Here is a 12,380-nt window from a genome sequence, read left to right as displayed (position 1 = left end):
ACAGCCCGTTCCTACAGCCCGTACTTCTCCCGGGCCTCCTTGACCGCCGTGGCCTTGACCTCGCCGCGGCGGGCGAGCTGGGCCAGGGCCGCGACGACGATCGACTCGGCGTCGACGCCGAAGTGGCGGCGGGCGGCGTCACGCGTGTCCGACAGGCCGAAGCCGTCGGCGCCCAGCGAGGAGTAGTCCTGCTCCACCCACTGCGCGATCTGGTCCGGGACCTGGCGCATGTAGTCGGAGACGGCGAGCACCGGACCCTCGGCGCCCTGCAGCGCCTGGCGGACGTACGGCACGCGCTCCTCGCCGCGCAGGAGGGCCGCGTCGGCCTCCATCGCGTCCCGGCGCAGCTCCGTCCAGGAGGTCGCGGACCAGACGTCGGCCGCGACACCCCACTCCTCGGCGAGCAGCCGCTGCGCCTCCACGGCCCAGTGGATCGCCGTACCCGAACCCAGCAGCTGGATGCGCGCGGCGTTGGCGGCCGGGGACAGACCCGCGGACTCCGCCGTGCTGAAGCGGTACAGACCCTTGACGATGCCCTCGTCGATGCCGAGGCCCTGCGGCTTCGCGGGCTGCGGCAGCGGCTCGTTGTAGACCGTCAGGTAGTAGAAGACGTTCTGGTCCTCGCCCGGCTTGGCCTCGCCGTACATCCGGCGCAGACCCTCGCGGACGATCACCGCGATCTCGTAGGCGAAGGCCGGGTCGTAGGAGAGGGCCGCGGGGTTCGTCGCCGCGATCACCGGCGAGTGGCCGTCGGCGTGCTGGAGGCCCTCGCCCGTCAGGGTCGTACGGCCCGCCGTGGCGCCCACGAGGAAGCCGCGGCCGAGCTGGTCGCCGAGCTGCCACATCTGGTCGGCCGTGCGCTGCCAGCCGAACATCGAGTAGAAGATGTAGAAGGGGATCATCGCCTCGCCGTGCGTCGCGTACGACGACGAAGCGGCGATGAAGTCGGCCATCGAACCGGCCTCGGTGATCCCCTCGTTGAGGATCTGGCCGTTCTTGGCCTCCTTGTAGTACATCAGCTGGTCGCGGTCGACCGGCTCGTACGTCTGGCCCTTGGGGGAGTAGATGCCCAGCGAGGGGAACAGGGACTCCATGCCGAAGGTGCGCGCCTCGTCGGGGACGATCGGCACCCAGCGCCTGCCCGTCTCCTTGTCGCGGACCAGGTCCTTGACCAGGCGGACGAAGGCCATCGTGGTGGCCACGTTCTGGGAGCCGGAGCCCTTGTCGAAGGAGGCGAAGGCCTTCTCGGCGGGGGCGGGCAGCGGGGCCAGGGCGTGCGTGCGGCGGGCCGGGGCCGGGCCGCCGAGGGCCGCGCGGCGCTCCTGGAGGTAGCGGACCTCGGGGGAGTCGGCGCCCGGGTGGCCGTAGGGGACCACGCCGTCGACGAAGTCGCTGTCCTTGATGGGCAGTTCGAGAAGATCGCGCATCGTCTTGAACTCGTCCACCGTCAGCTTCTTCATCTGGTGGTTGGCGTTCTTCGACGCGAAGCCCTCGCCGAGGGTGTGGCCCTTGACCGTCTGGGCCAGGATCACGGTCGGCGCGCCCTTGTGCCCGACGGCGGCCTTGTACGCGGCGTAGACCTTGCGGGCCTCGTGACCACCACGGGAGAGGTGGAAACACTCAAGGATCTTGTCGTCGCTCAGCAGCTTCGCCAGCTCGACGAGCGCCGGGTCCTTGCCGAAGAAGTCCTGGCGGATGTAGGCGGCGTCGCGGGTCTGGTACGTCTGGACCTGCGCGTCCGGTACCTCGCGCAGGCGGCGTACCAGCGCGCCCGTCGTGTCGAGGGCGAACAGCTCGTCCCAGGCCGAACCCCACAGCGTCTTGACGACGTTCCAGCCGGCGCCGCGGAACTGGGCCTCCAGCTCCTGCACGATCTTGAAGTTGGCGCGGACCGGGCCGTCGAGGCGCTGCAGGTTGCAGTTGATGACGAAGGTCAGGTTGTCCAGGCCCTCGCGGGAGGCGAGCGCGAGCGCGGCCGTCGACTCCGGCTCGTCCATCTCGCCGTCGCCGAGGAACGCCCACACGTGCGAGGCGGAGACGTCCTTGATGCCGCGGTTGGTCAGGTAGCGGTTGAAGCGCGCCTGGTAGATGGCGGAGAGCGGGCCGAGGCCCATCGACACCGTCGGGAACTCCCACAGCCAGGGCAGCCGGCGCGGGTGCGGGTACGACGGCAGGCCGTTGCCGCCGGCCTCCTGGCGGAAGTTGTCGAGGTGCGCCTCGGTCAGGCGGCCGTCGAGGAAGGCGCGGGCGTAGATGCCGGGGGAGGCGTGGCCCTGGATGTACAGCTGGTCGCCGGAGCCGTCGCCCTCCTTGCCCTTGAAGAAGTGGTTGAAGCCGGTCTCGTACAGCCACGCGGCCGACGCGAAGGTGGCGATGTGGCCGCCCACGCCGTGCTTGGCGCCCCGGGTCACCATGGCGGCCGCGTTCCAGCGGTTCCAGGCGGTGATCCGGGCCTCCATCTCCGGGTCGCCGGGCAGGCCCGGCTCGGCGGAGGTGGGGATGGTGTTGACGTAGTCCGTCTCGAGGAGCTTCGGCAGCGCGATGCCGCCCGCCTCGGCACGCTCCAGCGTCCGGCGCATCAGGTACGCGGCGCGGTGCGGCCCGGCCTGCTGGGCGACGGCGTCCAGGGAGGCCTGCCACTCGGCGGTCTCCTCCGGATCGCGGTCGGGGAGCTGGTCGAGCGCGCTCGGCTGGATGGCGTTGGGGTCGGTCATGTCGCCGCCTTCCTCAGTCGAAGGGGGTTCCCTCGTCGGTAAGGGTTCGGGTTGCCCTAGGTCTGGCAGGACAGGGCGAGGACTTCGGTGACAGTGTCGATTTGCGACTCCGTCGCGTGTCCGTCGGCGACAATAACTCCTTGATCGATGATCGATCAAAGGGTTGAGGGGCAAAACTTCTCGATTGCGAGAAAGTCGGCACGCGGTGCCTTCGATCAGGGCACCGAGTGTCGGTTCAGAGCCATGTTTTCGCAGGTGGAGCCACGTTTGAGCGGGGCTCTGCTCGACGGTGCCGGGGCAGGCTACGGGCGCGCCACGGGCGCGGGGGCGCAACCGAGGACGTGGGCCTTCACCAGCTCCGCGATCTGCGGATCCCGGCGCTTGAAGGCCTGCACCAGCTCCTCGTGCTCCTCGGCGTACGACTGCTGGACCGTGCCCAGCCAGCGGATGGACAGCGCCGTGAAGACCTCGATGCCGAGACCCTCCCAGGTGTGCAGCAGCACCGAGTTGGCCGCCGCGCGGACCAGTTCGCGGTGGAAGCCGACCGTGTGCCGGACCTGCGCGGTGCCGTCGGCGTCGCGGTCGGCCTCGTACAGGGCCAGGACGTGCGGCTCCAGGGCCGAGCAGTCCGCGGCCAGGCGGTCGGCCGCCAGCTCCGCCGCGATGGCCTCCAGTCCGGCCCGGACCGGGTAGCTCTCCTCCAGGTCGGCCGCGGTCAGATTGCGGACCCGGACGCCCTTGTTCGGCGCCGACTCGATCAGCCGCAGCGACTCCAGCTCGCGCAGGGCCTCGCGGACCGGGGTCTGGCTGACCTCCAGCTCGGTGGCGATACGGCGCTCCACGATGCGCTCGCCCGGCTGCCAGCGACCGCTCACGATTCCCTCCACGATGTGCTCGCGGATCTGTTCGCGCAGCGAGTGGACGACGGGCGCGGTCATGGAGGGCTCCTTAGGGAGGGCTGACGTTTAGACAATACGGCGGGTTCGCTTCGTCGGCGGGACGTGTGGGGGGCTTTTGCGCAGGTGAGACGAGGCTTACACGCAACGCGCGCCGACAAACACGAACACCCCGCCCGGAAAGCTCCGGACGGGGTGCCGTACTGCCCGATCAGGCCAGGAGGGTCACAGGCCCAGTTCGACCTCGAACTCGCCCGCCTCCAGGATCGCCTTGACGGCCGTCAGGTAACGGGCCGCGTCGGCGCCGTCCACCAGACGGTGGTCGTAGGAGAGGGTCAGGTAGGTCATGTCGCGGACGCCGATGACCGTGCCCTCCTCGGTCTCGATGACGGCCGGACGCTTGACCGTGGCACCGATGCCGAGGATCGCGACCTGGTTCGGCGGCACGATGATCGTGTCGAACAGCGCGCCGCGCGAGCCGGTGTTGGAGATGGTGAAGGTCGCGCCGGACAGCTCGTCCGGGGTGATCTTGTTGGCGCGGACCTTGCCGGCCAGGTCGGCCGTGGCCTTGGAGATACCGGCGATGTTGAGGTCACCGGCGCCCTTGATGACCGGGGTCATCAGGCCCTTCTCGGAGTCCACCGCGATACCGATGTTCTCGGTGTCGAAGTAGGTGATGGTGCCCTCGGCCTCGTTGATCCGGGCGTTGATGACCGGGTGAGCCTTCAGCGCCTGGGCGGCGGCCTTGACGAAGAACGGCATCGGGGAGAGCTTGACGCCCTCGCGGGCCGCGAACGAGTCCTTGGCCTGGGTGCGCAGGCGCATCAGGCGGGTCACGTCGACCTCGACGACCGAGGACAGCTGGGCCTGCTCGTGCAGCGCCTTGACCATGTTGTCGCCGATGACCTTGCGGATGCGGGTCATCTTGACGGTCTGGCCACGCAGGGGGGAGACCTCCAGCGCCGGGGCCTTCTTGGCGGCATGGCCTGCGGCAGTCACAGCGGCGGCGGCCACGGGGGCCGGGGCAGCGGCGGCGGCCTTCGCGGCCTCGGCGGCGGCGATGACGTCCTGCTTGCGGATGCGGCCGCCGACGCCGGTGCCCTTGACGGCGCCCAGGTCGACACCGTTCTCGGCGGCGAGCTTGCGCACCAGCGGGGTGACGTACGCGCCCTCGTCCGTCGCCTGGGCGGCGGCCGGAGCGGGAGCGGCGGGGGCCGGGGCGACCGGAGCCGGAGCGGCCGGCGCGGGGGCCGGAGCGGCGGCGACCGGGGCGGGCGCCGGGGCCGGGGCGGCGGGCGCGGGCGCCGGGGCAGCCGGAGCCGCGGGGGCGGCCGGAGCCGGGGCCGGAGCGGCCGGGGCAGCGGCGGCGGGGGCCGGGGCGGCCGGAGCCGGAGCGGCGGCCGGGGCGGCACCCGGGGCGCCGATGACGGCGAGCTTGGCGCCGACCTCGGCGGTCTCGTCCTCGCCGACCACGATCTCCAGCAGGACACCGGCGACCGGCGCCGGGATCTCCGTGTCGACCTTGTCGGTGGAGACCTCCAGCAGAGGCTCGTCCTCCGCGACCTCCTCGCCGACCTGCTTCAGCCAGCGGGTGACGGTGCCCTCGGTGACGGACTCACCGAGCGCCGGGAGGACCACGTCCGTGCCGGTCGCGCCGCCGGCCGGGGCGGCCGGGGCAGCGGCGGCGGGGGCCGGAGCCGCGGGGGCCTCGGCGACCGGGGCCGGGGCGGCCTCGGCGACCGGGGCCGGAGCCTCGGCGGCGGCCGGGGCCGGGGCGGCCGCGGGCGCGCCCGTGCCGTCGTCGATGATGGCCAGCTCGGCGCCGACCTCGACCGTCTCGTCCTCGGCGACCTTGATGGAGGACAGCACACCGGAGACGGGCGAGGGGATCTCGGTGTCGACCTTGTCGGTCGACACCTCAAGCAGCGGCTCGTCGGCCTCGACGCGCTCGCCCTCGGCCTTCAGCCAGCGGGTGACAGTGCCCTCGGTGACGCTCTCACCGAGCGCCGGAAGGGTTACGGAAACCGCCATGGTTTCGGTTGCTCCTTACGAAATTGCGGAAGTCTGTGTCGTCGCGCCCGTTGACCGAAGGCTCAGTCGTGGGAGTGCAGCGGCTTGCCGGCCAGCGCCAGGTGCGCCTCGCCCATCGCCTCGTTCTGCGTCGGGTGGGCGTGGATGAGCTGGGCGACCTCGGCCGGCAGCGCCTCCCAGTTGTAGATCAGCTGGGCCTCGCCGACCTGCTCGCCCATGCGGTCGCCGACCATGTGGACGCCGACCACGGCACCGTCCTTCACCTGGACGAGCTTGATCTCGCCCGCGGTGTTCAGGATCTTGCTCTTGCCGTTGCCCGCCAGGTTGTACTTCAGAGCGACGACCTTGTCCGCGCCGTAGATCTCCTTGGCCTTGGCCTCGGTGATACCGACGGAGGCGACCTCCGGGTGGCAGTACGTCACCCGCGGGACACCGTCGTAGTCGATCGGAACGACCTTCAGACCGGCCAGACGCTCTGCCACCAGGATGCCCTCGGCGAAGCCGACGTGCGCGAGCTGGAGCGTCGGGACCAGGTCACCGACGGCGGAGATGGTCGGGACGTTCGTCCGCATGTACTCGTCGACCAGGACGTAGCCGCGGTCCATGGCGACGCCCTGCTCCTCGTAGCCCAGGCCCTGGGAGACCGGGCCACGGCCGACGGCGACGAGGAGGACCTCGGCCTCGAACTCCTTGCCGTCGGCGAGGCTGACCTTCACGCCGTTCTGCGTGTACTCGGCCTTCTGGAAGAAGGTGCCGAGGTTGAACTTGATGCCGCGCTTGCGGAACGCGCGCTCAAGAAGCTTCGAGGAGTTCTCGTCCTCGACCGGGACGAGGTGCTTCAGGCCCTCGATGACCGTGACGTCCGAGCCGAAGGACTTCCACGCCGAGGCGAACTCGACGCCGATGACACCGCCGCCCAGGATGATCGCGGACTGCGGCACGCGGTCCAGGACGAGGGCGTGGTCGGAGGAGATGATCCGGTTGCCGTCGATCTCCAGGCCCGGCAGCGACTTCGGCACGGAGCCGGTCGCCAGCAGGACGTGGCGGCCCTGGACGCGCCGGCCGTTCACGTCGACGGAGGTGGGCGAGGACAGCCGGCCCTCACCCTCGATGTAGGTCACCTTGCGGGACGCGATCAGACCCTGCAGGCCCTTGTACAGGCCGGCGATGACGCCGTCCTTGTACTTGTGGACGGCCGGGACGTCGATGCCCTCGAAGGTGGCCTTGACGCCGAACTGCTCGCTCTCGCGGGCCTGGTCGGCGATCTCGCCCGCGTGGAGCAGGGCCTTGGTGGGGATGCAACCCCGGTGCAGGCAGGTGCCGCCGACCTTGTCCTTCTCGATCAGGGCGACGTCCAGGCCCAGCTGCGCCCCGCGCAGGGCCGCGGCGTAACCACCGCTACCACCGCCGAGGATCACTAGGTCGAAAACGGTGCTGGCGTCGTTCGCCACGTCACGTCCTCCATGCATGTGCGCCTTGCGCCGATCTCCAGTGACCGGCGGGCGGCTGGTGTCCGGCCGCTTGATGCTTCGGCCCTTCGGTGGGGGCCCTGTCCTGCCGGGCTCCATCTTTGCACTTGTTCGAGGCGTACGAGACGCCGGGCCGGGGTGTGAGACGTCCCACTAGAGCGCCCGAAGGGGCGCGGGGCCGTATTCGATGTGCGGCTCCGCCGCGTGGGCGCGACCGGCCCCCACGCGGCGGAACGGCGATACGGCAGTGAGCCCCGAGCTCACGGACGAACGTCAGCCCAGGTCGCCGGAGGCGGTCTGCTCGGCCAGCCGGACCAGCGTGCGCACCGCCGAACCGGTACCGCCCTTCGGCGTGTACCCGAACGCCCCGCCCTCGTTGAACGCCGGGCCGGCGATGTCGAGGTGCGCCCAGGTGATGCCCTCGCCCACGAACTCGCGCAGGAACAGACCGGCGACCAGGCCGCCGCCCATCCGCTCGCCCATGTTCGCGATGTCGGCGACCTGGGACTCCATGCCCTTGCGCAGGTGCTCCGGCAGCGGCATCGGCCAGGCCGGCTCGCCGACCTCCTCGGCCGCCTCGTGCAGCGCGGAGCGGAACGCGTCGTCGTTGGCCATGACACCGAAGGTGCGGCTGCCCAGGGCCAGCATCATCGCGCCGGTGAGGGTCGCGACGTCCACGATCGCGTCCGGCTTCTCCAGCGAGGCCGCCCACAGCGCGTCGGCCAGCACCAGCCGGCCCTCGGCGTCGGTGTTGAGCACCTCCACCGTCTTGCCGCTGTACATGCGCAGCACGTCACCCGGGCGCACCGCGGAGCCGGAGGGCATGTTCTCGGCCAGCGCGAGCCAGCCGGTGACGTTGACCTCCAGGCCGAGGCGGGCGGCGGCGACGACCGCGGCGAACACGGCGGCGGCACCGCTCATGTCGCACTTCATGGTCTCGTTGTGGCCGGCCGGCTTCAGCGAGATGCCGCCCGAGTCGTAGGTGATGCCCTTGCCGACGAAGGCCAGGTGCTTGTCCGCCTTCGGGTGCTTGTACGACAGCTTCACCAGGCGCGGGGTCGCGGCCGAGCCGCCGCCGACGCCGAGGATGCCGCCGTAGCCGCCCTTGACCAGGGCCTTGTCGTCGAGCACCTGCACCTTGAGGCCGTGCTCCTTGGCCGCGGTCTGCGCGAGGTCCGCGAAGATGGCCGGCGTCAGGTCGTTCGGCGGGGTGTTGATCAGGTCGCGGGCGCGGTTCAGCTCCTCGGAGACCGCGACGGCGCGGGCGAGGGCACTCTTGTGGGCGGCGTCGCGCGGCTTGCCGCCGAGCAGCGCGGCCTCGGCGAGCGGCGCCTTGCCGTTCTTGCCCTTGGCGGAGCCGTTCGCGGCCTCCTTGTAGGCGTCGAAGGCGTACGCGCCGAGCAGCACGCCCTCGGCGATCGCGCCGACGGCGCCCGGCCCGTCGACGGGCAGCGCGAACGCGGCCTTCTTGGCACCGGCGAGCGCGCGGGCGGCCACGCCGGCCGCCTTGCGCAGCGCGTCGGCGTCAAAGCCGTCCGCCTCGCCCTTGGCGTCGGACTCGGCGCCCAGGCCCACCGCCACCACGAGCGGGGCCTTGAAGTCCGCCGGAGCGGGCAGCTTGGTCAGCTCGCCCTCGGCACCCGAGGCGCCGAGGGTCTCCAGGACGCCGGCCAGCTTGCCGCCGTACGCCTTGTCCACGGCCTCGGCGCCCGGCGCCACGACGGGGCCCTTGGTTCCCTTGGCGACACCGATCACGATCGCGTCGGCCCGGAGGCCGGGCGCCGCGGAGGTGCTGAGAGTCAGAGCAGTCACGGTGGTGAATTCTCGCTTCCGATGTGAAGTTGCTGTGGCCGATGCGGGGTGGGTCGACCGGGCCCGGGAGCCGACCCTAGGTCCAGGCCTGGGGACAGGTGGCGACCGGGGCCTTCACCGTGTCGGCGGACACCCGCAACGAGACTACGCGCGTGCGGGCGTCCACTCATTCCCCCGGGTGTTCACCGGACTGTGATGTCACGGCCACTCACCACCCCTTGGGCACGCCGCCCGGCGCACCGGAACCGGCCCGCCGCAAGGCGCCCTCGACGGAGGTGCCGGCCAGCCGGTCGGCCAGCGAGCGGCGGCCGGGGAAGAGCACCGGCAGCGCGTTGACCAGGAACAACACCATCGCGGCCGCCCAGAGCAGCAGCGACAGAAGGAAGTGGCCCTCGATCAGCAGCACGCAGGCCAGCGCGAACACCGCGACGTCGGCCGCGGTGGTGACGGCCGCGCGGCGCAGGGTGTGCCGGGACCGCCGCGGGGTGACCCGCAGGCCGAGCAGGCCCTTGCCGAGGGTGCGGCCGAGCAGTCGCAGACAGGCCCACTGGTACAGGAACGTGACGAGAACGAGTGCCCCGAAGGCCTCCTCCACGTCCAGCACCACCGAGTCCCACAGGGAGAGCCCGAGGTGTTCGGAGGCGCCGACGACGTCGCCGCGCGAGGTGACGAGGTCGAGGCCGCCCTTCGTGGCCAGGGACGGGACGTCGGTGACGAGGGCGGTGATGCGGTGGAAGGTGAGGACGGCCAGCAGCACGGCCGCGCCCGTCACGAGTGCGAAATCTATGAACCAGGCCGTCCCGCGGCGCAGTTTCAGCACGGAGATCCCCCGATCGTGCTCACTTGTCCGTGTACGGGCGGAGAGCTTAGCGCTCAGTGGCCGAAGGCCAGTACCACCAGCGCCGCCGTGGCCGCCGTCTCCTCCAGCGCCCCGAAGACGTCCCCCGTGACCCCGCCGAACCGCCGTACGCAGCGCCGCAGCAGCAGCTCGGCCGCGGCCAGGGACAGCAGCACGGCGGCCGCCGCGCGGACGGTGCCGTACGCCCCGAACGGCACGCCCCCGGCCGCCGCCGCGAGCGTGCACAGCGCCGCGGCCACCAGCGCGCCGCGCGTCGGCACGACTTCGGCGACCGCCGCGCCGAGCCCCTCCGGGCGGGCCGCCGGTACGCCGGTGCGGGCGGCCAGGGTGAGGGCGAGGCGGGCGGCCACCGCGCAGGTCAGGGCCGCCGCCGCGCCCCGGCCCCAGGAGTCGCCGTAGAGCTGGGCCAGCACGGCGACCTGGGCCAGCAGGGTCAGGACCAGGGTGAGGACGCCGAAGGGGCCGATGTCCGACTGCTTCATGATCCGCAGGGCGTCCTCCGCGGGCTTGCCGCTGCCCAGCCCGTCCGCCGTGTCCGCGAGGCCGTCGAGGTGCAGGCCGCGGGTCAGCGCCGCCGGTACGGCGACGGAGCCGACGGCGGCGAGCAGCGGGCCGGCGCCGAGGGCGAGCAGCAGCAGGCCGAGGCCGGCCGCCGCCGCGCCGACCACCAGCCCGGCCGCCGGTGCGGCCAGCATGCCGCCGCGCGCGGCCCCGCGGTCCCAGCGGTGCACCCGGACGGGCAGCGCGGTGAGGGTGCCGAAGGCGAAACGGAGGCCGTCGAGAGGCGAGGGTGACGAGGTCGTGGGCATCGGCGCAGGGTATCCGGCGGCCGTCGGGCCTCCCCGACCCCCGGCTGAAGCGCGGACCGGGCAGAGCTGAAGAAGACGGCGCTTATGCGGGTAATGTGCGCACATGGGGCACTGGTGGGAGCGGAACATCCTCGAACCGGGCAAACTCCCGCTGCTGCTCGCCCTCGCGGCGTTCGTGCTGACCTTCCTGGTCACCCGGGTGATCACCCGCCTGATCCGGGCCGGCAAGGGCCCGTTCGGCAACGTCAGGGCGGGCGGGCTGCACATCCACCACGTCGTGCCCGGGGTCGTCCTCACCGTCGTCGGCGGCTTCGGCGCCGTCGCCAGCGACCGGCACGGCGTCGCGGGGGCGGGCTCCGCGGTGCTGTTCGGCATGGGTGCCGGGCTGGTCCTGGACGAGTTCGCGCTGATCCTGCACCTGGACGACGTCTACTGGAGCGAGGAGGGCCGCAAGAGCGTCGAGGCCGTCGTCCTCACCGCGGCGCTCGTCGGGCTGCTGCTCGCCGGGTTCTCCCCGTTCGGCGTCAACGACCTGTCCCAGCAGGAACTCCAGAGCCGGGGCACGGTCGCCGCCAGCATCACCGGGAACTTCCTCCTCTCGCTCATCGCGCTGAGCAAGGGCAAGGCCCGCACCGCGGTCTTCGGCGTGATCGTGCCGCTGGTCGCGCTCGTGGGCGCCGTCCGGCTGGCCCGGCCCGGCTCCCCCTGGGCCCGCCGCTTCTACGGCCGCCGCCCCCGCACCCGCGCCCGCGCGACCCTGCGCGCCTACCACCACGACCGCCGCTGGGCCGGTCCCCGGCGGGCGTTCCAGGACTTGATCGGCGGCAAACCCGATCCACGCCCGGCGCGGTCACCGGGCGGCCGTGGTTGACGGTGCCGCGGGCGGCTGCGGTACGTCTGCCGTGGCGGCGCGGCGGGGGCGGTCCCCGGGGGGAGGGCTTGACCGGCGGCAAGCCGGATCCAGGGCCGGCGCGCTGCCCGGTGGTCGCGGGTGACGGTGCGGCGTGGGGCGGTCCCCGGGGGTTTCAGTGCTTGACCGGGGGCAAGCCCGATCCGCGTCCGGTGCGGTTGCCGGGCGCGTGGCGCAGGCGTTGTCGCAGTTCGTGGCCGAACCGGTGGCGGACCGCCACCGCCAGGCACAGTGTCCCGACGGCCATCAGTGCGGCCAGGTGCTCCTTGCCCGCCAGGTTCTCCTTGACGAGCACCTCGGCCACCATGGCGACGGTCACCGCGCCCGCCGTGGCGTACGCGCCGTACCGCCAGGCCACGTACACGGCGAGTCCCACCACGGCCGCCGACGGGCCGGTGTCCACCACCTGTGCGTCCGTCCAGGGCAGCCCGAACGGGGCGTGCGTGCCGAGGGAGATGCCCACGCGCGCGTACAGGGTCCCGGCGAGCGTGGCGACGTACGCGATGGTCAGCGTCCGCCACCAGCCGATGCACACCTCGGCGATCCCGAACACCAGCAGGATCTGCGCGAGCGCACCCCACACGGGCAGGTCCAGCGCCGGCACGAAGAGGGAGAGAGGGGTGCGCAGCAGGGCCAGCCACAGGGGGTCCTCGGCCCGTACGGCGCCCATGTTCTGCACGAACTGATAGCCCCACTGCTGGTTCTGCACCCACTGGAGCAGAGCCGTCAGGCCCACTGCCGAGAGTGTCATCGGGATCGCCCGCAGGCGCCGCTTCAGCAGGGCGTCGCGCAGGGTGACGCACAGCAGCCCCCACTCCTCACGGGCCCAGCGGGCGAGCGTGCTCATCAGGTGTTCCTCATCCCCGTCGTCCCCGTGATC

General features: G+C 72.2%; 9 protein-coding genes. 1 reads left to right on the top strand and 8 read right to left on the bottom strand.

Features of this window, described 5'->3' with window-relative positions; translation table 11 throughout:
• Window positions 1-11: 11 nt before the first annotated feature.
• The 7 genes from aceE to AC4OXY_RS17495 form a co-directional block, all read right to left on the bottom strand.
• Window positions 12-2,714: a pyruvate dehydrogenase (acetyl-transferring), homodimeric type gene (gene aceE / locus AC4OXY_RS17525; protein ID WP_491994184.1), complete on the bottom strand. Its 2,703-nt coding sequence runs from the start codon at window positions 2,712-2,714 to the stop codon at window positions 12-14.
• Window positions 2,715-3,016: 302 nt separating this feature from the next.
• On the bottom strand, window positions 3,017-3,652 hold the full coding sequence (locus AC4OXY_RS17520) for a GntR family transcriptional regulator (protein ID WP_356020813.1): 636 nt from the start codon (window positions 3,650-3,652) through the stop codon (window positions 3,017-3,019).
• A gap of 183 nt (window positions 3,653-3,835) precedes the next feature.
• Entirely contained in the window at window positions 3,836-5,641 is a 1,806-nt protein-coding gene (gene sucB, locus AC4OXY_RS17515; RefSeq protein ID WP_491994183.1) for a 2-oxoglutarate dehydrogenase, E2 component, dihydrolipoamide succinyltransferase, read from the bottom strand.
• 62 nt (window positions 5,642-5,703) lie between these two features.
• The gene (gene lpdA / locus AC4OXY_RS17510) at window positions 5,704-7,092 is read right to left on the bottom strand and encodes a dihydrolipoyl dehydrogenase (RefSeq protein WP_491994182.1); all 1,389 of its coding nucleotides are present in this window, start codon (window positions 7,090-7,092) and stop codon (window positions 5,704-5,706) included.
• Window positions 7,093-7,383: 291 nt separating this feature from the next.
• On the bottom strand, window positions 7,384-8,922 hold the full coding sequence (locus tag AC4OXY_RS17505) for a leucyl aminopeptidase (protein WP_356020819.1): 1,539 nt from the start codon (window positions 8,920-8,922) through the stop codon (window positions 7,384-7,386).
• A gap of 208 nt (window positions 8,923-9,130) precedes the next feature.
• Entirely contained in the window at window positions 9,131-9,742 is a 612-nt protein-coding gene (locus AC4OXY_RS17500; protein WP_362820550.1) for an RDD family protein, read from the bottom strand.
• Between the two features lie 53 nt (window positions 9,743-9,795).
• Window positions 9,796-10,590: an adenosylcobinamide-GDP ribazoletransferase gene (locus AC4OXY_RS17495; protein WP_356020824.1), complete on the bottom strand. Its 795-nt coding sequence runs from the start codon at window positions 10,588-10,590 to the stop codon at window positions 9,796-9,798.
• Between the two features lie 103 nt (window positions 10,591-10,693).
• On the opposite strand from AC4OXY_RS17495, the gene AC4OXY_RS17490 reads away from it, so the two are divergent.
• The gene (locus tag AC4OXY_RS17490) at window positions 10,694-11,461 is read left to right on the top strand and encodes a hypothetical protein (RefSeq protein ID WP_356020826.1); all 768 of its coding nucleotides are present in this window, start codon (window positions 10,694-10,696) and stop codon (window positions 11,459-11,461) included.
• Window positions 11,462-11,615: 154 nt separating this feature from the next.
• On the opposite strand, the gene AC4OXY_RS17485 is transcribed toward AC4OXY_RS17490, so the two are convergent.
• Window positions 11,616-12,347: a hypothetical protein gene (locus tag AC4OXY_RS17485; RefSeq protein WP_356020828.1), complete on the bottom strand. Its 732-nt coding sequence runs from the start codon at window positions 12,345-12,347 to the stop codon at window positions 11,616-11,618.
• Window positions 12,348-12,380: the final 33 nt, after the last annotated feature.

The sequence above is a fragment of the Streptomyces sp. HUAS MG56 genome (assembly GCF_058673395.1).
The sequence above is the reverse complement of the archived record's forward strand: the minus strand, read 5'-3'. Positions and strand labels throughout refer to the sequence as shown.

Bases quoted from the DNA above. Each gene is read 5' to 3' on its own strand.
- aceE (WP_491994184.1), bottom strand. From the start codon at position 2,714: ATGACCGACCCCAACGCCATCCAGCCGAGCGCGCTCGACCAGCTCCCC.
- AC4OXY_RS17520 (WP_356020813.1), bottom strand. From the start codon at position 3,652: ATGACCGCGCCCGTCGTCCACTCGCTGCGCGAACAGATCCGCGAGCAC.
- AC4OXY_RS17495 (WP_356020824.1), bottom strand. From the start codon at position 10,590: ATGCCCACGACCTCGTCACCCTCGCCTCTCGACGGCCTCCGTTTCGCC.
- AC4OXY_RS17485 (WP_356020828.1), bottom strand. From the start codon at position 12,347: ATGAGCACGCTCGCCCGCTGGGCCCGTGAGGAGTGGGGGCTGCTGTGC.
- sucB (WP_491994183.1), bottom strand. From the start codon at position 5,641: ATGGCGGTTTCCGTAACCCTTCCGGCGCTCGGTGAGAGCGTCACCGAG.
- AC4OXY_RS17490 (WP_356020826.1), top strand. From the start codon at position 10,694: ATGGGGCACTGGTGGGAGCGGAACATCCTCGAACCGGGCAAACTCCCG.